Below are 23,788 nucleotides of genomic sequence, written 5' to 3'. Positions count from 1 at the left end.
CTCTCGGCCGGTGCCGGCGGGACCGTGCGGCCCCGCCGGCACCGGGACTGCTACTTGGGGTAAGCGACTCGTCGCAGGGCCCATTCCGCCGGGCCGCGGTGCCCGGCTCCTTCGAGCTTAGCGGCGACGAGCAGGCCGACCAGCCAGGCGACGAAGGCCAGCACCACCGCGGACCAGCTGGACAGGTGTTCACCCAGCCCGAGGCCCCAGGCGGCGAAAATCGGTGAAAAGATCAGCGATTGGCACAGATAGCCGGTCAGTGATCGTTTTCCGAGCGCCTGGACCGCCCAGGTGAACGAACCGGGCCGCGGCGATTCGCGGAGACGCTCGAGACGAACGGAAATCAGCCCGAAAACCGCGATGTAACCGATTCCGCCGAAAAACCCGCCGAGCATGTGCAGCGGCGTAAATACCGATTCGAATGTACGATCGAGACCCAGCACTTCGAGATTCTGCAGAGCCTGCAGCAGCCCGGTCCCCCAGCCGACCGTGAGCCCGATCGCCGCGATCCGTTTCAACAGCGGAACATGATCGGCGGGTTCGTCGAGCAGCCGGCGGCGGGCAGCGACCATGCCCAGCAGAATCGCGGCCGGGACGATCATGGTGAACAGCGCGACCGGAATGGTGTAGAAGCCCCAGGCTTCGAGCCGGACACCCATCGCGTTGAAGTAGCCCTGGGCCCCGTTGGTGTCCAACGGCCCACTCGAGCCGATACCGCCGCCGCCCACAGTGGACCCTGCGCCCATCGCGGCGCCCACGAACGCGGCCACCACCAGCAGCGCCGGCACGGCGAGGAACACCCCGGCCCAGACCTTGAGAGAACGATCGCTCCGCTTCAGGAAGAGCCATACCAGCACGAGCCCGGCGAGGGCATAGGTGCCGAGGATGTCGCCGTGCCACAGCAGTGCCGCGTGCACGAGTCCAAAGAGGAGCATGGTCCAGTGCCGCCGGCGCAGCAGCCTGCGCGCGGTGGCGGGCTCGGCCCCGGAGGCGAGCTGGCGCCGGTAGAGCTGGACGATGCCGTAGCCGAACAGGAAGGCGAACATCGGGTAAACACGGCTGTCCACACCGGCGATGGTCAACGTCTGCGCGACCAGATCGGCCGGGTTGTCGCTCTGAGCGTGCGCTCCGGCCACATGCGGCCGGCCCAGGATGAAATACGGCACGTTCGCGACCGCGATGAGCGCCAGCATCAGGCCGCGCGCTAGGTCGGGGGCGGTACTGCGCCCTCCTCGAACAGGAGTCGGTGCCACGACCGGGTGACACTCTCCGGAAATCGGCGGTAGCGGGGAATTCATGCGGCTAAGCTATGGCCTGCCCCAGCGGCACGGTCAACTATTGAGGTGTGCCGTAAGGGCATAGCTTACCACGAACTGGATAAGGGTATGCCCGGCGTAGCCCCGGCTCACCTCGGGGTATCGTGCCACCAGGATCTCACAGGCACAAGGCGATTCTCTCTCCACGAGCGCGCCCGGGAAACACGGAGGACACCTATGGCGTCATTCTTATATAAGATAGGAAAGTTCTCCTATCGGCGATGGTGGGCGGTACTGGCCCTCTGGATACTCGCGATCATCGCGCTCGGCGCACTCGGGGACAAGATCGAGAAGCCCTTCAAGGACGATTTCAAGCTGCCGGACAGCCCGTCGGTCACCGCGCAGAACACCATCACGGAAAAGTTCCCCGAAGGCAAGGCGGCGGAGGGGCAGCCCGCGAAGATCATCCTGAAGGCTGACGACGGTCAGCGCCTGGACACCGGCGCCCACCATGACTCGGTCGAGAAGATGGTCGCGAAGCTGCAGGAGATCCCTCAGCTCGTCCCGGCCGAGCGCGCCAAGATCATCGACCCGACCACCGGGCCGGCCGCCGCCCAGTCGATGACCGACAACGGCACCGTGGCGATAATCAAGTTCACGCTGGACGCCAAGATGCACGGCGCCGAGAGCGGCGTCAGCGACGCGACGGTGAACACCGTCACCGAGGCCAAGAAGATCGGCCGCGACGCCGGGCTGACCGTCGAGAGCGCCGGTCCGGTGAGCGCGAAGGCGGTCGAGCCACCCTCCGAGCTGATCGGTATCGCGGTCGCGATCCTGGTGATGATCATCACCTTCGCCGGGCTGCTCGCCGCCGCGATGCCGCTCGGCGCGGCGATCATGGGCATCGTCGTGTCCACCTCGGTCATCTCGATCGGCACCGCGTTCCTGACCCTGGGCACCTCGACCACCGGCCTGGCGACGATGATCGGGCTCGCGGTCGGCATCGACTACTCGCTCTTCGTCATCTCCCGATATCGGCAGGAGGCGACCAGGACCAAGGACCGGGCCCATGCGGCGGGCGTCGCGGTCGGCACCGCCGGCTCCGCGGTGGTGTTCGCCGGCGCGACCGTGGTGATCGCGCTCGTCGCGCTCAACCTGACCGGACTGACCTTCCTGGGACAGATGGGTCTCGGCGCCTCCGTCACGGTGGTGATGGCCGTGCTGGTCTCGCTGACCGTGCTGCCGGCGCTGCTCGGCCTGTTCAAGGGCATCGTGTTCAAGCCCCGGATCCCGCTGTTGTGGACTCCGGAGCGGTCGAAGGGCCCGACCATCGGGCACAAGGTGGGCGTCGCGCTGACCAAGCACCCGCTGCCGTACCTGATCATCACCGCGGCGGCGCTGATCGTGGCGGCGATCCCGGTGACCCAGATTCAGCTCGGGCTGGACGCCACGTCCAGTCAGGACAGGCCCGCGCACCTGATCGAGCGGGAAGCCTTCGGCGCCGGGAAGTCCTCGCCGCTGATCGTCGTGGTGAGCGCGCAGGACCCGACTGGCATGGCCACGGCGGCCAAGCAGGTGCAGGAGCGGATCAGCGGCCTCGACCACATCGCCGAGCACGGCGTGGTGGGCCCGATCCCGAACACCGCGCAGGACGCCGCGCAGTTCCTGGTCATCCCGCAGAACGGCCCGTCCACCCCGGAGACCAAGGATCTGCTCGCCGAGATCCGGTCGGCCGCCTCGGATGTGGCCAAGGCGACCGGCTCCTACGTCGGCGTCGGCGGCTCGGCGGCGATCAACGCGGACTTCTCCAGCGCACTCACCAACAGGCTGCCGATCTATCTGCTGGTGGTCGTCGGCCTGGCGTTCATCCTGCTGATGATCGTCTTCCGGTCGGTGATCATCCCGCTGGTCGCCTCGATCGGCTTCCTGCTCTCGGTCGCGGCGACCTTCGGCGCCACCGTCGGCATCTTCCAGAAGGGCTGGCTGGGCTGGATCAAACCGGAGGATCAAGGCCCGATCCTGGTGTTCGCCCCGATCTTCCTGATCGGTATCGTGTTCGGGCTGGCCATGGACTACCAGGTGTTCCTGGTGAGCCGGATGCGGGAGGAATACCACCACGGAGCCTCCCCGATCGACGCGATCCGGACCGGCTACGGCGCCGGGGCGCGCGTGATCACCGCCGCCGCGTTGATCATGGTCTCGGTGTTCGCCGGCTTCACGCTGTCCTCGGAGACGTTCCTGAAACTGCTGGGCTTCTCGATGGCCGCGGCGATCGTGTTCGACGCCTTCCTGGTGCGCATGATCATCATGCCGACGACCATGGCCCTGCTCGGCAAGCGGGCCTGGTGGATCCCGCGCTGGCTGGACCGGGTCCTGCCGAACATCGACGTCGAGGGCGAGAAGCTGCGCGCCCCCGAGGCGCCCCCGGCGAACAACGTCGCCGGTGGCGCGCCGGTAGCCAGGTGATCCAGGCTGCCGGGGCGATGCACCGCCCCGGCAGCCTCGCCTGACCACGGACGTACCCGAGAGCCCTGCTCCCCGCCGCCACACCGGCCGGGCAGCAGGGCTCTCGCTTTGCGCGGGGTCAAGGCTGTGAAGGGTCCCTTCACAGACTCAGAGTCCGTGAAGGGACCCTTCACAGCCTTTCCTTCCGAACGGCGTACCGTACCGGGTCAGTAGATATTGGACGGACGGACCATCCCCTCGGCCAGATCACCGAACCCCGGCGCGTGGATCGAGCCGGGGTTGACCACGATCTCCTCCACGATCGCGGTCTCCGTGGTGATCAGCAGTGCCGCGATGGAAGCCGCGCTTTCGAGGGCCGAGCGGGTCACCTTCAGTGGATCGATCACGCCCGCGGCGAACAGATCGCGGTACTCGCCGGTCAGTGCGTCGAAGCCCTGGCCGTTGCCGAGACCGGCCACGTGGGCCTCGACTTCCTTCCCGGGGAAGCCCGCGTTGGCCGCGATCCAGTGCAGGGGCTCGCCCAGCGCCCGTTGCACGATGTCCCGTCCGAGCGCGGCGTCGCCGGACAGGTCGAGTTCCACCTGCCGGGCCGCCTGCGCCAGGGCCGAGCCGCCGCCGGCGACCACACCCTCCTCCAGCGCCGCTCGCGCTGCGGCCAGTGAGTCTTCGACGCGCAGGAGCCGATCCTTGAGCTCCACGCTCGTCGCGGCGCCCACCCGCACCACAGCGACCCGGCCGGTCAGCCGGGCGATCCGCAGCCGCAGGTTGTCCTGGTCGTGTTCGATCCGGGCGCGCTCCAGCTGCTTCTCCAGCTGGCCGATCCGCGCGCGGACGGCGCCTTCGTCCCCGCACCCGCCGAGGATGGTCGTCGAGTCCTCGGTGATGGTGATGGTCCGGCAGCGGCCCAGATCCCGTTCGGTGACCTCGGCGAGAGTCACCCCGGAGTCCTCGCTGACCACCCGGCCACCCAGCGCTGCGGCGAGGTCCTCCAGTTCGGCGATCCGCCGGTGCCCGAAACCGGGCGCACGGACCACCGCGGCCCGGAAGGTGCCGTGCACGTTGCCGCTGACGATCAGCTGCAGGGCCGGGCCGTCGACGTTCTCCGCGAGCACGACCAGTGGCCGGTCCGCCCGCCGGGCCGCCTCCACGGCCGGCATCAGGTCCTGTACCAGGCTGATCTTCTTGTTGGTCAGCAGCAGCACCGGATCAGTGAAGGACACCTCCATCCGGTCCCGGTCGGTGACCATGTACGGCGAGGTGTAGCCGTGGTCGAACTCGATCCCGTCGGCCAGCCCGACCTCCAGCCCCGTCCGGTCGGACTCCTCGATCTCCACCACGCCGGCCCGGCCGACCGCCGAAAGCGCCTGCGCGATCACCCGCCCGATCCGCTCGTCGTCCCCGGCCGCCAGCGTCGCGATGCGCTCCAGTTCGGTCTCCCCGGACACCTCGACCGCGGACTTGCGCAGGTGCTCCACGACCGCTTCGACGGTCTCCTCGATCCCCCGCCGCACGCGCATCGGGTTCGCGCCCTCGCCGAGCGCGGCCAGGCCCTCCCGCACCATCGCCTGCGCGAGCACGGTGGCGGTGGTGGTCCCGTCGCCGACCGCGCCGTTGGTCTTCATCGCGACTTCCTTGACCAGCTGGGCGCCCATGTTCGCGAACGGCTCCGCGAGCTGGATCTCCCGGGCGATGGTCACCCCGTCGTTGGTGATCGTCGGCGGGCCGGTCAGCTTCTCCAGTACCGCGTTACGCCCCTTCGGGCCCAAGGTCACCTTCACCGCGTCGGCCAGGGTGTCGACCCCGAGTTCGAGCTGACGCCGCGCGTCGACGCCGAACTGCAGCTGTTTCGCCATGGTGTTCCCGGTCCTTTCCTAGCGGTTTCAGGGAATCAGGATCGCGCGGCCACGAACCCGGCCGGCGTGGAGATCGTCGAGTGCCCGCTGGAACGAGCCCAGCGGGTAACGCGCGGTGTGCAGCCGCACCCGGCCCTGCGCGGCGAGCACCATCAAGTCCTGCAGATCGGTGTAGGAGCCGACGAGGTTGCCGACGAAGTTGATCTCGGTGGAGATGACGTCGATCGTCGGGATGTCGATGTTCTCGCCGTAGCCGACGACGTAGTAATTGCCCGCGCGGCGCAGCATCCGCACGCCTTCGGCGGTCGCGCCGCCTTCGCCGACGAAGTCCACCACCGCTTCCGCGCCGTGCCCGCCGGTCAGGTCCAGCACAGCGTCCACATGGGACCCATCGGCGACGATCGTGACGTCCGCCCCGATCTCCTCGGCCAGGGTCAGCGCCGCCGGGTTCCGGTCGAGCACGACGAGCGTGGCCGCGCTCATCGCCTTCAGGCATTGGATGCCGATGTGCCCGAGCCCGCCCGCGCCGATGATCACGCAGACATCCCCGGGCCGCAACAGTTTCGCCGCCTTCGCCGCCGCGTGCTGGGCGGTGAGCCCGGCGTCGGCGAGTGCGGCCACGTCGGCGGGTTCGAGGCTGCCGGCCAGCTTCACGCACGACCGCGCCGAGGTGCGGATGTACTCCGCGTACCCGCCGTTCGTGTCGATCCCGGGAAAATCGGAACTCTCGCAGTGCACGTCATCGCCGCGACGACACGCCCGGCACAGCCCGCAGGTGATCAGCGGATGCAGGATCACCTTGTCCCCCACCGAAACGTTGGTGACCGCGTCGCCGACCGCGTGCACCCATCCCGCGTTCTCATGGCCAATCGTGTAGGGCAGGACGACGCCGGACTTCTCCGCCCATTGCCCTTCGAGGATGTGCACGTCGGTGCGGCACACCCCGGCCGCGCCGACCTTGACCACGACGTCGAACGGCCCCTGCAGCTTCGGTTCGTCGACGTCGCGCAGTTCGAGATTCCGGTGGTACCCGGTGACCTGGACGGCTTTCACGATCGGCTCCTGGTGTTGACGACGACCGGCGCGGCCCCCACGGGATCCGCGTACCGGGTGGCGAGCAGCCCGCGGCAGAAATGCGCGTTGCCCTCGATGGATATGCGCGTCGCGGCGGCCAGCCGCAGCCACAGCGCGGTGTCCGGCGTCCCGGCGGGACGGCCGATGTGATCCACCAGGACCCGCGCGTGCGAGCCAGTGGGCAGCCCGATCGCCTCCCGACGCCTCAGCAATGCGCTCTTCAACCGCCCCTCCGCCAGGTCGAACAGCTCCAGCATCGGCAGCTCCTCAAGCGTCCACACGCCACCCGCCAGCACCGCGCGGCAGCACCGTTCCACCGCGGCGAGATGTGCTTTCCGCTGGAACGTACGGCGGAGTTCGTCGAGATTCTGCTCGGCTTCGACCCCAAACGTGCCAAGGTATCCGGCACCCGCCGCGACGCCGCCATTGATCTTCGCCGAGTCGTGGTGGTCGTCCAGCAGCACCCGGATCCGACCCACGTCCGGCAACTCCGCCAAGGCTTCGTACGCGTCGGAGACCATGAGGTACGCGAAGTTCGGCGCGCAGAACGAAGTCGGCAGGCGCAGGTGGACCTCCACGCCCTCGTCGTCGATCGTCACCGAACGCACGAAGCCGAGTTCGGTCACCGGCTGGTCCAATTCGGGATCGAACACGGTCGCCAAGGCCGAGAAGACCTGGGCCTCCAGGGACAAAGCGGCGGCGGTCATCGGGTCCCCGCGTCCGCTTCGGCGGGCAGCTGCAACGCCCGGGGCACTTCGAGGTCGTAGAGCGAGGCGGCATTCAGCCCGAGGATCTTCTTCTTCTGTGCCACCGTGATCTCCGGATACTCCGGCAGGTCTGCCGGAATCTGGAAGTCGACGAACCGCTCCACCAGCCACTGCGGCGTCCACAGTGCATAGTCGCTGCCGAAGAGGATCTTGTCCTCACCCAGCCAGTACAGCAATTCCCCGATGATCTGGGCGAAGTACCGCGGTCGGGCGTGAATGAACGGCATCACGACGGCCAGCCCACCGTATACATTGGACTCCTGGGTGGCGATCCAGCAGAAGTCCTCCAGCCGCGGCAGTCCGACGTGCTCGACGATGAAGTTCAGGTCGAGATAGTCGGTGGCGACGTGGTCGATGTCGGCCACGTCGAACGCATCGCGGTCCAGCGGCCGGATGGTCGGTCCTTTGTGCACGTGGATGTTCTTGATGCCCAGCTCAAGACACGCTTCCAGATAGCGCCGCGACCACGGGTCGTCGAGCCGGTAGCCGCGGGAGTCGCCGTGCCATTCCGCGGTGTAGAGCTTCACGCCCTTGAGCTGCATCTGCTCGGCGTCGCGGCGAAGCTGTTCCAGCCCCTCCTCGCGATCGCGCGGATCGTAGGCGTGGTTGTAGGTGAGCTTGCCGGGATGCTGGCGCACCAGGTCGAGACACTCGCCGGTCTGCCCGAAGCAGCGGTGGTAGAAGTCCCGCAGCAGGGTGGCCTGGAAGATCGCGTGGTCGACGTGGCCGTCGCCGAACACGTCCTTCATGAACCGTTCGGGGCCGTAGTAGGTATAGGTGTCGTAGTCCCAGATCATCTCGTCCGGGCTGAGGTTGCGGTGGTAGTCGTAGAAGCAGTCGATGAACTGCTTGCCGTGCACGTTCCGGTGGTTCGACTCCCGCGCGTCCCAGATGTGGACATGCCCGTCGACGACGTAGTACTGCTCGCCATCCTTTTCATACATCGGAGATCCTCGCCCTTCGGTCGTGGTGGGGGTGCGCGGTGGCGGGCGCCCGGCCCGCCACCGCGGGAATCAGCTCTGGGCAGGCAGGTCGAAGCCGATGTACTCGGCGGCGTCCTCCGGGTTGGCGAACAGCAGGGTGCGCTCGTCGAGATGCACCATGCGGCCGTAGTGGGTGGAGCTGATCTCCTCGAAGATCGAGCCGTCGAACTCCTGGCCGAGCGCGTCGGTCAGCTCGGCGTAGTCGAATTCGAGCAGCCGCGTGCCGTCCACCCGGATCATCGACGGGTACTCGACGAGCCCGACCCCGTCCTTCGTGCCCATCACGTCGGCCACCACCCGGCCGATCGGGGTGTTCATCAGGGTGACCCCGCACTTGTTCGACGCCCCCACCTGCGAACCGAACTCCATCGCGGCACTCACATCTGCCACCCTTCCGGAAGGTCGAGCCCGATCTCGTCGAGCAGCTGGGCGAACTTCTCCTTGCTCGCGGCGAGCGAATCGGCGAACGTGCGCGCCTGCTCCGCGGGCTGCGACCAGATCGGCTGCAGCGCGCGTGCCGCGTCCAGGCAGCGCGGCACCCAGGTCGCCAGCCATTCACCGAACAACGCACGGTTGGCCTCGCCGTGGTCCGCGTCGCGGGCGAGCAGATGGAACAGCGACCGGGTGTAGGCGAGGTCGCGGTGATAGTCGTGCTCGCCGGTGCCGACGATGGTCGGGGTGATGTAATCGCCATTGCGCGCCGAGATCTGCATGATCAGCTCGGACCGGAACAGCTGCCCGACCAGCTGCTCGAACACCACATTGGCGCCGAAAAGCAGCTCGGCCCAGTCACCGGTCGCGGTCAGCTGCTCGACGACTTGCCGCGTCGGCTGCCATTCCCCGGCCGACTGCCAGACCTCCTTGTGCACGTCGCCGTCGAAGATCTCCAGCGACTCCGACAGGTCCAGGTTGTACAGCGCGAGATCCTGCGCGAACCGCATCTTGTGCGCGGCGTTCACGGCCACCGCGTTGTTGACCATGTTCGTCGGACCGGACCGCTGGATCGAGGTGAACACGTGCAGTGCCATGCCGTTCTCGGCGTGCATCCACGCGCCGAGGTTGCGCGCGATGAACTTCTGCCACGCCGGATTCCAGCCCTGATACGCGCCGGCGCGCTTGGCGTTGTCCAGGCACAGCGAGACCTGGCGCACCACCGCGGAATTGTTGCGGTAGAGCGTCTGTTCCCATTCCTCGTTGGGATCGAGGAAAGCGTGCCAATTCGAGGATTTCGCCCGCGTCCACTCGTGCGGGTAGCCGCCGGGGCCGTCGCCGAAGCCGTAGACCCAGCCCTGGGTCAGGTGCCGATCGGGATCGGGCTGCACGTCGACGGTCACGTCCTCATACACCGTCGCCCGGAGCTTGGCCGGCTTGAAGTAGCTGTAGCTGCGGCTTTTCGAGCTGGGGAACTCCAGTGCCCCGGCCTCGGAGTCGGTGAACTCCACCTTCGGGAAGCTGCGTGTCCCGGTTGGACTGTTCGCCATGTTTTCTCCCTTTACAACGTCTTCCCGGGGGGCCTGGGTGGCAGAGCCCCGTTCGTCACTGTTCGTCGCCGACTGCGGTCGTGAACTTGTCGTAGAACACCTGGTCGTCCGGAACGCCTTGCCGGGCCGCGAGAGCGAGCGCGGCGTCCACCATCGGCGGCGGCCCGCACAGGTACACCTCGCTGCGATGCAGCTCGGGTTCGCGGGCCTCGACGACGTCGGTGACCAGTCCCGGTTCGGCCACCACTCCGAGGCCGCCGCTTCCGTCGGCCGATTCCGACAGCGCGACGGCGAACCCGAAGTCCGCCAGTCCTTCCCCGATGGCCCGGATCTCGTCCAGGTAGAACAGATCCGCCACCGTGCGCGCGCCGTAATAGAACCGGATCCGCCGGGAGTCACCGGTTTCGGCGAGATGCCGGAGCAGGGCGAGCACAGGCGCCATGCCCGCGCCGCCCGCCATCAGCACCAGCGGCAGCACATGCCCTTTCTTGAGCGTGAAATTGCCGTACGGTCCACGCAGTGGCAGGGAATCCCCCGCCACGAGGCCGTCCTCCAGCAACGCCGAGAACCGCCCGCCCGGGTACTTCTTGATCAGGAACTCGATCTGACCGATCGCGGACGGAGTGGTCGCCATCGAGAAGGACCGGCACTGCTCGGTGCCGGGAATGGTCAGCTCGGCGTACTGCCCGGCTTTGAACTCCAGCGGCACCGAAGGGCGGAGCATGAGGCCGACGATGTCGTGGGTGTGCGCCACGATCTCGACGACCTCGGTGGTGATTTCCTGCAGCGGCGCGGAGTTGAGCAGCTCGTCCTCGTCGAAGTCGAGCAGCTCGATCGTGCAGTCGCTGAACGCGTGCGCCCGGCACAGCAGCACGTAGCCCTCCTCTACCTCCGCGTCGTTGCACGCGAACGTCGAATAGCGCTCCATCTGGAGGTCGCCTTCGAGCACATAGGACTTGCAGGCCGAGCACTGGCCCTCGCGGCAGCCGTGCATGAGGTGGATGCCCTGGCCGAAGGCGGCGTCCAGGATCTTCTCGTCCTCGGTGACCTCCAGCTCGATCCCGACCGGCTCGAAACGGATGCAGTGCTTGTCGCCCATGGGTTTCTCCCGATTTCTCGAACGGGGTCCCGCGACCGGCGCGGCCGCGGGACCCGGCCTCAGGCGACAGGGATGTTCGGGTTCGCGCGGTAGGCCGCGGCCCACTGTTCGCGTTCGGCGTCGGTCATCTTGTTGAGTGCCACGTTCGGGCTGGCGAACGGGATGCCCTTGAGGTCGTCGAGGGTCCAGAGCTTCTTCGGGTCGTCGAGATCCAGGTGCGGCTGCGGGATCAGCGTCCGGCCGTCGTCGCGGACGTAGCCGAGGTCCCGGACGATGTCGGCGAGGTCGCGGTCGTGGTGCAGGGTCTCCCATTCCCGCTGCCCGGTCAGCCGGCCCATGTTCGGCGTCTCCCGGCCCTGGTATTCCGGCCGGAAGGCGACCTTGTCGGTCCACGCGCAGGTCTCCGAGCAGTAGGTGCGCCACTGGTCGTCGACCTTGTCCACCACCAGGTCCTGGCGCACCAGGCAGGGCACCATGCAGCTCCAGCAGCGGTGCGGGTACTCGTAGCCGACGTCCTCGAACGCGATCGGCTTGTTCCGGCCCGGGTAGCGCATCCGGTTGTAGGCTTCCCACCACTTGCCGAATTGCGCGTACCAGCCCGGGTATTTGTCCTCGAACCACTCGAAGTCGGCGTCGGTCATGCCGTCGATCCGCCAGTAGTTCACCGGCCAGCCGGTGGCGAAGAACTGGGCGACCCGGTGCACGTAGAAGTTGTTCGTGATCCGGTTCCACGCCTCCTCGACCAGGTCGTGCGGAATCACCAGCCCGTACTTTTCCAGCGGCAGCAGGTAACTGCGGTAGTAGTCGTCGTAGATCCAGCGTCGCCACATCTCGGCGTAGGATTCCCGGTCCTTGCGGCGGTCCTTGGTGCCGTATTCGATGAAGGTACCGATCGCGGCGTCGACCACGCAGTGGTTGTTCCACCAGGCGTAGCGCAGGTCGCGCTCCAGCAGCGGGCGGTTGCGCTCGTCGGCCAGCGCCATCAGCAGGATCGAGTAACCGTTGCTGATGTGCCGCGATTCGTCGGACTGCACCGAGTGGAACACGGTCGGCAGCAGATAGTCGCCGTTGGCCGCGGCCTCGTCCGGCATCGCGACGAACAACGTGTTGGTGAACGCGGTCTCGGCGACCACGGTCAGGTAGATGTTCGCCGCGGTGATCGCGTCACCGGTGATGAACCCCTCGCCGAACTGACGGCCGATGGTGCCCGCGTAGTTGTTCGCGAACGCCTTCTCGGTGATGTCGAACCCGGCCGGGTCGATGTAGTTGTTCATGTACAGCTTCTTGAGGTTCATCTGGATCGTCGAGTGCCGGACCTCGTCGATCATCTGCACCGCGAGTCCATTGTGGATCTCCGGATTCGGCACCGCGTCGATCGCCATCGGCATCGCCCGGGCCGCGGAGATCTCCGGGAACGGGATGATCGAGAGGAACAGTTTCTGCCATTCCAGCCAGCGCTGCTGCACCTGCCGGAACATGTTCCCGCGGATCGCGCCGTCCATGGCGCCGAAGACCCGGCTGTCCTTTTCCTCTTCCATCGGGAAGTAGGACCGCATGATCTGCTTGAGCGGGTCCTTCTTCGGTGCCTTCTCGAAGGTGTAGTCCGTGCCGAAGCGCGTCGCCGGTGTCGCGAACGTCGGCTCCCACGAAAGTTCGGTGATCTTGCGGTGTGCTTGGGTGAGACTTTGCCTGCTCAACGTCGGCCTCCTGGAACCCCGCGGCGTATGCCCGCTGTCCGTCTGACCGATCGAGTGTCGGGCTCCTGCCCGGCGGCTTTTATCTCAATGTGAGACCCGGGCTGCGGATCACGACGCGTCGTCGACGATGCCGAAGGCGCGGATCTTGCGGTAGATCGTGGCGCGCGACATGCCCAGATCCAGCGCGGCGCGTTTCTTGCTCCCCCGATTGGCGGCCAGGCTGCGCACGATCGCGTCGCGTTCGAGGGTTTCGAGCTTGGTCAGCCTGCGGCGGGTGAAGGCCTGGCATTCGGCGGGCAGATCCGCGGGTTCGAGGGTGCCGCCGTGCACCCCGTGCACGGCGATGGCGAGCACGGCGTCGAGCTGCCGGACGTTTCCGGGCCACGGCAGGCGCATCAGCCGGCGGAGGCAGGCATCGGAGACGGCGGGCGTGCGGCTGCCGCGGCGGGCCAGCAGATGCGGAACGAGCCGGTGCAGGTCCTCGATACGGTGCCGCAGCGGCGGAACTTCGACCTTGCGAGTGAAGAAAGCCAGGATCGTGCCGTGCTCGATCGGCTCGCAACCGAGGGTCGCCACGACCCAAGCGGGCGCCTGCCGTGGCGGGACGTCCTGCCAAGTCGCGAGCAGTTCGGTGAGCGCGGGCAGGCGGCTGTGTCCGAGCGCGTCCACGTGCTGCAGCACCACGACGGGCGGATCGCTGCAGGCCGCTTCGTCGGCGAGCGCGAGAATCCAGGCGTCCTGATCGTCGACGGCGGCGCAGTCCACGATCAGCGGCCGCCTGCCGTGGCGGAGCGCGATGGCCCGGGCCATCTCGGTCTTCCCGGTGCCCTGCTCCCCGCTGAGGGCGAGCCACTGCCCGCCGCCGAAACTCGCGTCCGCGGCCGCGCACGCCTGCCGCCACTGCGGGCTGGCCCCGGCCAGTCCGGGCAGCTGGAGATCGGTCCGGGTGGTGCTCCGCCGCGACGAGGTCTGGTTCTTGACGCGGAAGACGCCACCGGCGAGCGTGGTGCCGCTGTAGACGGGCCGGTATTCGAGCCGGGCGCTGATCCCGGACGGGAGATCGGCCAGCACGGTCGCCGGTTTGGCCGAACCGGCCAGATCCGTCGCATGCGTGATCAGCGCCGAGCGATCCGTGACGTCGTAGCGTTCCTCGGCCTGGCTGCTGACCATGACGACGTCGTTGTTGACGGCGAGCACGGCCCCCGAACCACGCCGGCACGCCGCGAGGTACTCCCGGAACAGGCTCAGCTCGCGCGCGCCGGTGCCGGCGAGCATCGCCTCCTCGATCCGCTTCGCCGTGGTGCGGGCCAGGGTCAGCAGGAGCGGCCCGCACGCCTCGTCCCACGACGTGAGGTCCAGGACTCCGGCCAGATGCCCGCGGATCGGGTGCACGATCGGCGCACCGGCGCACTCGAAGCCGGTCAGCTCGTCGTTGAAGTGCTCGAACCCGGACACCAGCACGGACTTCTGGCACTCCACCGCGGTGCCGATCCCGTTGGTCCCCACCGATTCCTCGGCGTAGCTGTAGCCCGGCGCGAGAGAGATCTGATCGAGTCCCGCGGTGAGCGTCCGATCGGTCGACAGGCGATCGATCACCAGCCCGTTCGCGTCGGTCAGCACGATCGCCGTCGGATGGCCGGCCAGCTCTTCGGACAGGTTCGCCAGCACGGGAGCGGCGCTGTGCGCGAGCAGGCTTTCCTCGTCGCGGTCGGACACGTAGCGCGGCTCCGGCCGCGCCACTGCGACCTGGTGCTCCAGGGCCCGCCGCCACGACGCGGTGATCACGTCCCGTACTCCCGGCACCTCGGGCAAGTGGCGTGACAGGAACCGTTCCCGCAGGTCACGCATGGTCTCGTTACCCCGAGTCGCCACCACGTCTCCTTTAACGTCCAGTGCCGAGTCCTGCCGACCCACGATCTGTCATCGTGCACCCGTGGCGCGCGTCACCCTGTCTCATCGTGAGACAGGCTCGCGGCCGACGGCAAGGGCCACCTCAGCGGTCTGGACGTGCGGCGGTGAAGGTCTGTGAAGGGGCCCTTCACAGACCCTAAACAGGTCCGGCACACACCACGAGGTGGTCGCGCGCCTCGAACACCTCCGCATCGCCTACTGCCGGGCGCAATCGACGAAGAGGGCAGGCGCCGCCGATGATGACGCGGCAGCCACGGCACTCTGCTGATCACGGGTCCTCGACCAACTTTGCCGGGACCCTGCCCGCCGGCTCACGGCTCACGGCTCACGGCTCACGGCTCACGGCTCACGGCTCACGGCTCACGGCTCACGGCTCACGGCTCACGGCTCACGGCTCACGGCTCACGGCTCACGGCTCACGGCTCACGGCTCACGGCTCACGGCTCACGGCTCACGGCTCACGGCTCACGGCTCACGGCTCACGGCTCACGGCTTCCGAAGATCGAACCACGACCCGATGGCCCCACGATCCGGTGACCCCGCGACCGACCGATGACCGTCGACCCCGCAACCAATCGGCGACCACCGACCCCACCCCCGCCGACAACCGGCCGGCCACCGGCCGCCACCGGCCTCGGACCGACAGCGACAACCGCCCCGCGAAACCCGACCGGCACCCACCCACCGAAACCCGCACGCCGAAACCCGACCGGCACCCGCCCGGCGAACCCGACCGGCAAGCACCCCCACCCCGCCGCGACACCCGACCCCGGATCCCCGACCCCGGATTGGTCCCGGCGGGTGTTCGCGCACCCCGGCCGGGACCGGCGAGGGCGAGGAGAGGCGGACCGCCGTCCACCTCACCGCCGCCCGCCAGACGCTCGCCGGGGGAAGCGGGCCGGGCCGCGTCGGAGACGCGTCCGTCCGGACCTTTCGCGGGTACGGCAGGACCCCCAAGACATGCCGTGCCCGCTCCCGGTGGGAACCGGGTCCTCCGCGAGCGGTGACTACAGGTTTACCGAGCACCGATGACAGCTCGATGACAGCGCACAGAACGCCCTGTCAACCGCCCCCGAGCAGGGCATATGTCCGGTAGGGTCCGCAGGCGTAGCGAGGCTGGGACAGCACGAGAACAGGGGATCGGACTGTGGTTTTCGGGGTCCGCGGGACCACGTTGCCGGACCGGGTGGTCCGGACGTTCGCGGTGGACGGCGACCGGTTGCGCGAGGGCGGCTGCGACGAGTTGATCTCGGACGGCGGCTGGCTCCTGCCGGGCCTGGTGGACATGCACACCCATCCGGGTTCGACGGGGCCGGACGACCCGTTCTCCGACGAGCAGCTGCGCCGCCATCTCGAAGCGCACCGCGACGCCGGGGTGCTGCTGGTGCGGGTGCCGGGCTCGACCGTCCGGCTCCCGGACTGGGCCGGGACCGAACCGGGGCTGCCCCGGGTCCGCTCGGCCGGGCGCTGGCTCGCCCCGAACGGCTCGTTCTACCCGGGATACGGGCGGGAAATCGGCGACGACGAGCTGGTCCGCGCCGCGGTCGAGGAGGCGGGCGCCGGCGGCTGGTGCAAGATCATCGGCGATTGGGAACCCACCGAGGCCACCGTTCCGCTCGATGTGCTCACCGAGGCAGTCGCCGCGGTGCACGAAGCGGGTGGCCGGGTGGCGGTGCACTGCCAGAACGCCGAGGGCGGCCGCAACGCCGTGCTCGCCGGGGCGGACAGCATCGAGCACGGGATGCACCTCGAACCGGAGATGCTGGACCGGATGGCCGCGCAGGGCACCGCGCTGGTTCCCACGTTCACCACTTTCGCGGGCATCGCCGAACGGACCAGGGACAAGGCGCCGAGTGCCCTGCGCGACTGGCTGCTCGCGGGCTGGGACGGGATGCCCTCGATCGTCGGGGCCGCCTATGAGGCGGGCGTCACAGTGCTCGCTGGGACAGACTGCGCGCCCTATGGCAACATCGCCACCGAGGTCGGCTGGCTGCGCAAAGCCGGTTTGCCGGCCGAGGCCGCGCTCGGCGCCGCGTGCTGGACGGCGCGCCACTGGCTCGGCGAGCCTGGCCTTGCCGACGGCGCACCGGCAGACTTGGTGGTCTATGAGGCAGACCCGGTCACCGATCCTGGTGTGCTCGCCGATCCGAAACGGATCATCCTCGGCGGCCGGGTGATCCGCTGAGCGTTCCGCCACGGCGGCCCGAGCAGGTGGGAGGCGAGGCCTTGACCGGAGTCCAGGCGCCCGAGTTCGGTGTGCTCGGGCCGCTGTCCGCGGTCGTCGGCGGGACGGCCGCGCCGCTGGGCTCGGCCAAGACCCGGATCGCGCTCGCGACCCTGCTGCTGCGGGCCAACCACGTGGTGTCGGTCGAGGAGCTGATCGACCGGCTGTGGAACGGCGAACCGCCGCGCGGCGCCCGGAACGCGGCGCAGGCCTACGTGATGCGGCTGCGCAACGTGCTGGGCGAGGCGGGCGGGCTGATCCGCACCCAGCCGCCGGGTTACCTGCTCGAACTCACGCCGGAGATGCTCGACCTGGGCCGGTTCCGGCTGCGGATCGCCGCCGCGGGGCGGGCGCAGTCGGCGGGCGATCCCGCCGCCGAGGCCGGCGAGCTGCGGGCCGCGCTGGAGATCTGGCGGGGCGTGCCGCTGGCCGACGTGCCCTCGGAGGTGCTCCAGGCCCAGGAGGCCACCCGGCTGTCCGAGGAACGGCTGCAGGCCTGGGAGCGGCTGATCGACGTCGAACTCGGCCTGGGCAGGCACGCCGGGCTGATCGGCGAGCTGCACACGCTGACCGAGGAGAACCGGCTCCGCGAGCACTTCTGGGACCAGCTGATGCAGGCCCTGCACCGCTCCGGGCGGCAGGCCGACGCGCTGGCGGTGTATCGCAAGGTCACCACGCTGTTGCGCGAGGAGCTGGGCATCGACCCGGGCGAGGCGCTGCGCCGCAGGCACCAGGAGGTCCTGCGCAGCGATCCCGGGACGACAGGGCCTGCGTCGGCGGCAGCGTGGACAGCCCCGTTCCAGCTGCCCGCCGACGTGGCCGATTTCGTCGGCCGCGACGGGCTGCTCGCCACCATCCGCGAGCTGACCACCCGGCCCGGCCGGAACCGGCTCGCGGTGCCGGTGGTGGTGCTGTCCGGCCCGCCGGGGGTCGGCAAGACCGCGCTGGCCACGCACGCCGGGCACGCCCTGCGCGCGGATTTCCCGGACGGCGTGCTGTACGTCAACCTGCGCGGCTACTCGACCAGCCCGCCGCTGGCCGCGACAGACGCGCTGGCCCGGTTCCTGCGTGCGCTCGGGGTCGCCCCGGAACGCATCCCGCACGAGATCGACGAGCAGAGTTCGGTGCTGCGCTCGCTGCTGAGCGGGCGGCGGGTGCTGATGATCCTGGACAACGCGGCCAGCCCGGAGCACATCCGGCCGCTGCTGCCGTCCGACCCGTCCTGCGCGGTGCTGATCACCAGCCGGGACAATCTGCAGGGCCTGGTCGCGCTCGACGGGGCACGGCGGCTGCCGGTCGGCGTGGTGTCCGCGCAGGAGGCCGGGGCGATGGTGGGCAACATCGTCGGCGCCGAACGGGTCGCCGCGGAGCCCGCCGCGACCGGTGCGTTCGCCGCCGCCTGCGGCTATCTGCCGCTCGGGCTGCGGATCGCCGCGACCAACCTCGCCGGTTCAGGCGGCCGGTCCATCGCCGAGTACGTCGAGCGGCTGCGTCCTGGCACCAAGCTCGACGCGATGGAGATCGAGGGTGACGACCAGGCGGCCGTGCGGCTGGCCTTCGATCTGTCCTACAGCACGGTGAAACCCGCGCTGTCACAGTTCTTCCGGACGGTGAGCAGCATTCCCGGGCCGGATTTCGAGGTGCTCGCCGCGGCCGCCGTGACCGGCACCGCGCCGGCCGAGGCGCAGCGCATGCTCGACCGGCTCACCGCGACCAACCTGATCGGCACCGGCGCGCCCGGACGGCATCATTTCCACGACCTGATCAAGGAGTTCGCCGCGGAACGGGCCCGCGAGCTGGACCCGCCCGGGGAGCGCGACGCGGCGCTCACCCGGCTGTTCGCCCGATACCGGCAGCGCACGCACACCGCGTGCGAACTGCTCTACCCGGACGCGCATCTGCTCGGTTCCGCGGTCGCGGAGGACCCGCCGTGGCCCTCCCCCGCGGCCGCGCTGAACTGGCTGGACGCCGAGGCGGAGAACCTGGTCGCGCTGATCTGCGCGCCGCCGCCCGGCGCGCCGGTCTGGGAACTCGCCTACGCCCTGCTCCCCTATCTGCAGCGCGGACGGCAGGATTCGCTTTGGCAGTCCGCGTTCGGCGCCGGATTGCGGGCCGCCGAACAGGCCGGTGACGCGCGCGGGCAGGCCGCCATCCACCGCGGTCTCAGCCGGATGCTGTTCCACCACGCCGGCTACGACCAGTCCGAAGCGCACATGCGGGAGGCGGCGCGGCTGTTCCGGGAGTCCGGTGATCCGGTCGGCGAGGCCCGCGCGCACACCGGGCTCGGCTCGATCTACGGCGAGCTGGGCAGGCTCGACGAATCGATGGTGCACCTGGAGGAGGCGCTGCGGCTCGGCGGGGACACCGCGGGGCGCAGCACCACGTTGTTCGACCTGGGCATGACGCAGATCCACCTCGGCCGGGTCGCCGAGGCGTCGGAGAATCTCACCGAGGCGCGGCAGCTGGCCCGGCAGCAGCAGCTACGACATCTGGAGATCCGCTGTGTCGGCGCGTTCGGCTTCCGGGATCTGTGGGCCGGGCAACTGCGTTCCGCGCTGCTCTCCTTCGGCGAGGCAATGGCGGGGTGGACCGAACTCCAGTTCTCCCCCGGGATCACCGAGATCGCGCGCAACATCGCCAAGGCCTGTCTGGAGGCGGGCCGGCCGGATCTCGCCCACGACCTCGGCAGGCGCGCCCTGGCCTGGGCGCAGGCGGCCGACGTCGCCTGGCTGATCACCGGCTCCCACGTCCTGCTCGGCGACACCGCACTGGCCGAGCAGGACTTCGGCGCGGCCCGGCAGCACTTCGCCCAGGCCCGCACCCTCGCCCACCACGGCGGCGCGGACTACTGGGTGGCCGCGATCGACCGTGGCCTGGCGAGCGGACACCGCCGTTCCGGCGAACTGACCGAGGCCGCCGGCCTGGCGAAGAAAGGTCTCGACGAGGTACTCCCCCGCGACCGCGGCCAGGCGCACGCCGAGTTGTCGGCCGTCCGGCTGGCCCAGGGCGAGATCCGTGAGGCGATCGACCACGCAGGGCACGCGGAAGCGATCGCCGAGGAATACGGCTACCGGCTCGACGGCGCCCACGCCCGCCGTGCCGCCGCAGCCGCCCGCCGCGCCGCAGGCGACACCGCCGCCGCGGACGACCTGGACCGGCAGGCGGACGCGGCGCTCGACGGCATCCGTGCGGAGGCGGCACCGGTGGTGCCCGACGTCGTCGCCCTTGTGCCACCACACCAACCCGGGTGACCCCGTCACGACGTCGGCGGGGCTGTGAAGGGGCCCTTCACGGACTCTGAGTCCGTGAAGGGCCCCTTCACAGCCCGTCCAGGGTGGGCCGCCCGGGGCACGGGAGTCTACTGTGGACAGTGCGGGGCTTCACGCTCCGGTGTGCAGATACTCCGTGTCGAACAAGGTCTTCGGAATCGTCACCTTCACCACCGAGAACTCGTCGGTGGTGCTGAGGTCGGCCAGGAGCGGGCCGGTACCGGCGATGTCGCGGACGCGGGCCGACAGCCAGGCGAGTTCGGCATCGACGTCGGCGAAGGCGCCCGGACCCGGAGGTGTGTAGTCGGCCCAAGTCAGGCGCGGGCCGTCCGGCTCGACGAGGTTCTCGGTGGAGAGGCGGACCCGCTGGTACACGGCGGGCAGGTCGTCGCGGCTGCCCGCGATGCCGGTCAGCCTGCTCTGGACAGCCTCGGTCAGCGCGCGGGACAGCGCCACATGCGGGTCCAAGTGGGTGCCCCAGCCGCCGCAGGCCACCGGGAAGTCCTGGCTCCACACACGGGCGGCGAAGCAGGGCACGCCGAACCGGCCGTCGACGGTGGTGATCGTGACCGTGGCACCGGCTGACCGGATGCGGTCGATCAGCGGCGCGCACACGTCGTCGGCGAGCGAACCGGGATCGATGTAGGACCACGGCGCGCCCAGCGGGATTCGGCTGAGCGAATCCCGTTCGATGATCTCGTAGATGGCGTGCAAGCCCGCTTCGGAGCGGTTGTTGCCGGAGGCGAGCCCGTTGCTGCTCCAGAGGAACCCGGGCGGGGTCCACGGCCGTACCGGCGGGGGCAGGCTCACCAGCGGCCACGGCACCGGCACGGCGGCGCCGCTGCCCGTGTCGAACGCCTCGACCCAGTCGAGCGGAGTCGTCTCGGTGACCAGCGAGCCCGGCCCGGTGACGACGCCGGCGATTCGGTAGGGCAGCCCGAGTTCGGCGGCCGGGGTGGCGTGGTGGCGCACCGGGTTCGGCACGTTCTCCGCGTGCCACAGCTCGATCGACTCCATCGCCGCGGAGATCCGGGCGAGCACCGCGGTCTGTCCTTTGCCCTGGGAGACGGTGAGGCTGCGGGCCAGCGGGCGCACCGCCATCATCACCGGGACGCCCAGCACGTCAAGCCCGGTCACGTCGGCGACGCGGGTGACCCCGTAGCGGGCGAGCAGTGGTTCGATCACCGCCCAGGTCTCGTCCGGGCGGCGGACCCGGTGCGTTCCGGCGAAGAACACCTTCGCCCCGGCCGGCGTCGTCATGCGCCGTCCCGGGTCAGGAACCGGCTGCGCAGGAAGAACGGCCGCACGGCCTCGGCCGCCTCGGCCACGGTGGCAAAGCCACGATCACGCGCGGCGGCAAGCAGCGCGGGCTCGTCGCCGGTCCGCCAGACCGAAGCGAGGTGCCCGATCAGCACGGCCGGCTTGAGCTGGCCGACGTGCTGGCCGCTGGCCCACGACGCGACCTCGGCGTTGACCACCTCGGCCTCGGCCACCGCCCGCCGCGCCGCCGGATCCGCCCCGACGCCGGGCTCGGCCGACGCGAGGTCACCGGCCGGGCATTGCGGCTGATACGACCGGACCAGGATGCGCAGCAACGCCTCCGCGCCCGGCAACTCAGCCGCCTCCGCCGGGGTGAGCCAGTACCCGGTCTGCTCCACGGTGAGCGATTCCGAGCTCAAGCCGTGCCGCGCGGCGACCCGCAACGCGCGGACCTCGCGCTCGTCTTCGGGGCCCGGCCCGGCGAGGTGTCCCAGCACGTAGCGGCGCCAGCGCGCCGGGAAGTCTTCGAGATGGATCTGCTGGTAGCGAATCGTGGCGCCGAGCGACACGTCGGTGCCCTCCACCGGGGACACGGAGAACTCGACCTGCCATTCGGTGATGAACCGGTTGCGCCAGTCGTCGTTCGCCGTCCAGTCGCCGGGATCGCCTGTGCCGGGCCGGGTGTCGCGGGTGGCTGCGGGCTTGACGTCCGCCGGGCGATCCTCGTCCGCCGTCTCGTCGCGGAGACCGCTCGTGCCCAGCACCGTGTCATGGGTGTTCGCGGCCTCGATGCCCGCCAGGCAAACCCCGTCCGCTGTCCCCTCACCGGGACCGTACGTGCCCGGCACCATGCCTCGGGTATTCACGGCCTCAACGCCCGCCGCGTAACTCCCGTCCGCTGCCCCATCACCGCGATCAGCCGCACCGGGCACCGTGTCGCGGATGTCCGCGGCCTTGACACCCGCGACCCAGCCCTCATCCGTCACCCCGGCGGCACCACCCGCACCACCCGCACCACCCGCACCACCCGCACCACCCGCACCACCCGCACCACCCGCACCACCCGCACCACCCGCACCACCCGCACCACCCGCACCACCCGCACCACCCGCACCACCCGCACCACCCGCACCACCCGCACCACCCGCACCACCCGCACCACCCGCACCACCCGCACCACCCGCACCACCCGCACCACCCGCACCACCCGCACCACCCGCACCACCCGCACCGGGCACCATGCCACGGGCAACCGCAACCTCGACATCCGCCGCGCAACCCTCATCCGCAGCCCCATCACCGACACCGCCCCTACCCGGCAGCGTGCCGGGGGCGGTCGAAGCCTTGACCTCCGCCGCCGAGCCCTTATCCACCGCTCCGCCACCGCGACCATCCGCACCGGGCACCGTGCCACGGGTATCGATGGCCTCGCACGCTGCGCAACCCCCGTCCGCCACGTCACCGGCGGCACCACCCGCACCGGGCACCGTGCCACGGGCATCCGCAGCCTCGGCATCCGCCGCGCAGCTCTCATCCGCAGCCCCCTCGCCGCGACCGCCCGCACCAGGCAGCAGGCCGCGCGCGAGCGCGCACAGCGTGTCCCGGGTGTCAGCGGCTTTGACGTCCGCCACGTGCGGGTGTTCGGCCAGGAACTCGCGCAGCCGGACGAGATCCTCGCCCGCGTCCGCCAGCGACTGCCAGGTGCGTTCGGTGTAGTGCCGGCGCCGCGCGAGTTCGACCACGGACTGCGCCGCCGCTGCGGAAAGTACGCCTGCCCGCCGCGCGGCCTCGGCGGCGTGCCGCACGGCGACCAGCGCCACGGTGAGCTTGCGGTACTCCGGCGCTTCGCCGTGCAGGACCGCGACCTCGTCGTCGCCTTCGAGCAGCCCGTCCCGGTACTGCCCGAAGACCACGCCGTGGCCGAGCATTCCGTAGCGATGCAGTTCCGCCGCGCGGATCGCGCCCATGCTGGCGCACCCCACCACCCGCACGCCGGACTGCAGCAGCGCCAGGATCTCCTTGTGCCGCACCGAGGCGCTCTGGTGGTAGAAGCCGTCGACCAGGACCACCACGTCGCCACGGGTGAAGCCGTGCCGCAGCAGATCACCGTGCGCCACCGGCGGATGCAGTACCGCGCCGGGCAGGCAGTTCAGCGCTTCCGGCCCCGGCAGGGTGGGGCCGAGGAACACGTGCACCGGCATGGTGCGATCACGCCCGCCGGATCAGCTGAATTCCCGGCCGCCCAGGATCATCACGACCTCCGACCACGGGTCGAACAGCTCGGCCGCGGTCACGTCGCGACGAGCCGTCTTGATCTGCTCGATGATCTCGTCCATGTTCTGCTCCCCTCCTCGGCGATCGCCGAAACGCGATCACGCGCGGAGCCTACTACAGCACGAGCGGCTGAGCTGCCGGTTTGCCCGAGGTCCCGACCGGGGCTGGATCTCG

Annotated in this window: 15 protein-coding genes; 3 read left to right on the top strand and 12 right to left on the bottom strand. The window is 69.7% G+C overall.

The features are described 5' to 3' along the window. Positions 1-50: 50 nt before the first annotated feature. Positions 51-1,193, bottom strand: coding sequence for a DUF418 domain-containing protein (locus ATK36_RS28835; RefSeq protein ID WP_170069943.1), 1,143 nt, complete (start codon positions 1,191-1,193; stop codon positions 51-53). 300 nt (positions 1,194-1,493) lie between these two features. On the opposite strand from ATK36_RS28835, the gene ATK36_RS28830 reads away from it, so the two are divergent. Further along, positions 1,494-3,722 (top strand): MMPL family transporter, encoded by a 2,229-nt coding sequence (locus ATK36_RS28830; RefSeq protein WP_170069942.1) that lies wholly within the window; start codon positions 1,494-1,496, stop codon positions 3,720-3,722. A gap of 206 nt (positions 3,723-3,928) precedes the next feature. Here the strand turns inward: ATK36_RS28830 and groL are convergent, their stop codons facing one another. The 9 genes from groL to ATK36_RS28785 form a co-directional block, all read right to left on the bottom strand. Continuing rightward, positions 3,929-5,575, bottom strand: coding sequence for a chaperonin GroEL (groL, locus tag ATK36_RS28825; protein ID WP_098514322.1), 1,647 nt, complete (start codon positions 5,573-5,575; stop codon positions 3,929-3,931). A gap of 27 nt (positions 5,576-5,602) precedes the next feature. After that, a complete protein-coding gene (locus ATK36_RS28820) occupies positions 5,603-6,628 on the bottom strand; it encodes an NAD(P)-dependent alcohol dehydrogenase (RefSeq protein WP_098514321.1) in 1,026 nt (341 codons plus the stop codon). Then, positions 6,625-7,356, bottom strand: a complete 732-nt coding sequence (locus ATK36_RS28815; protein ID WP_098514320.1) for a metal-sulfur cluster assembly factor — start codon at positions 7,354-7,356, stop codon at positions 6,625-6,627. Before ATK36_RS28815 ends, ATK36_RS28820 begins: the two co-directional genes overlap by 4 nt. After that, positions 7,353-8,360: an amidohydrolase family protein gene (locus ATK36_RS28810; protein ID WP_098514319.1), complete on the bottom strand. Its 1,008-nt coding sequence runs from the start codon at positions 8,358-8,360 to the stop codon at positions 7,353-7,355. Before ATK36_RS28810 ends, ATK36_RS28815 begins: the two co-directional genes overlap by 4 nt. A 69-nt stretch (positions 8,361-8,429) precedes the next feature. Further along, complete coding sequence (gene mimD, locus ATK36_RS28805) at positions 8,430-8,780, bottom strand: propane 2-monooxygenase effector subunit MimD (protein WP_386998654.1); 351 nt, start codon at positions 8,778-8,780, stop codon at positions 8,430-8,432. Beyond that, on the bottom strand, positions 8,777-9,880 hold the full coding sequence (locus ATK36_RS28800; RefSeq protein ID WP_098514318.1) for a ferritin family protein: 1,104 nt from the start codon (positions 9,878-9,880) through the stop codon (positions 8,777-8,779). Before ATK36_RS28800 ends, mimD begins: the two co-directional genes overlap by 4 nt. 55 nt (positions 9,881-9,935) lie before the next feature. Next, a complete protein-coding gene (locus tag ATK36_RS28795) occupies positions 9,936-10,979 on the bottom strand; it encodes a 2Fe-2S iron-sulfur cluster-binding protein (RefSeq protein ID WP_098514317.1) in 1,044 nt (347 codons plus the stop codon). Between the two features lie 59 nt (positions 10,980-11,038). Then, positions 11,039-12,676, bottom strand: coding sequence for a ferritin family protein (locus ATK36_RS28790; RefSeq protein ID WP_098514316.1), 1,638 nt, complete (start codon positions 12,674-12,676; stop codon positions 11,039-11,041). 108 nt (positions 12,677-12,784) lie between these two features. Continuing rightward, positions 12,785-14,548, bottom strand: a complete 1,764-nt coding sequence (locus ATK36_RS28785) for a sigma-54-dependent Fis family transcriptional regulator (RefSeq protein ID WP_098514315.1) — start codon at positions 14,546-14,548, stop codon at positions 12,785-12,787. 1,186 nt (positions 14,549-15,734) lie between these two features. Between ATK36_RS28785 and ATK36_RS28775 the strand changes: the two genes are divergently transcribed. Both ATK36_RS28775 and ATK36_RS28770 read left to right on the top strand, forming a co-directional pair. Next, the gene (locus ATK36_RS28775) at positions 15,735-16,772 is read left to right on the top strand and encodes an amidohydrolase family protein (protein WP_098514313.1); all 1,038 of its coding nucleotides are present in this window, start codon (positions 15,735-15,737) and stop codon (positions 16,770-16,772) included. Positions 16,773-16,813: 41 nt separating this feature from the next. Then, on the top strand, positions 16,814-20,062 hold the full coding sequence (locus ATK36_RS28770) for an AfsR/SARP family transcriptional regulator (RefSeq protein WP_141544560.1): 3,249 nt from the start codon (positions 16,814-16,816) through the stop codon (positions 20,060-20,062). Between the two features lie 129 nt (positions 20,063-20,191). Here ATK36_RS28770 and ATK36_RS28765 read toward each other — a convergent pair whose 3' ends face one another. Beyond that, on the bottom strand, positions 20,192-21,340 hold the full coding sequence (locus ATK36_RS28765) for a YcaO-like family protein (RefSeq protein ID WP_098514311.1): 1,149 nt from the start codon (positions 21,338-21,340) through the stop codon (positions 20,192-20,194). Further along, positions 21,337-23,541, bottom strand: coding sequence for a TfuA-like protein (locus tag ATK36_RS34325; RefSeq protein ID WP_098514310.1), 2,205 nt, complete (start codon positions 23,539-23,541; stop codon positions 21,337-21,339). Before ATK36_RS34325 ends, ATK36_RS28765 begins: the two co-directional genes overlap by 4 nt. Positions 23,542-23,788 lie beyond the last annotated feature (247 nt).

Source organism: Amycolatopsis sulphurea (assembly GCF_002564045.1).
GTDB lineage: Bacteria > Actinomycetota > Actinomycetes > Mycobacteriales > Pseudonocardiaceae > Amycolatopsis > Amycolatopsis sulphurea.
This window is presented reverse-complemented; position numbering and strand designations above follow the sequence as displayed.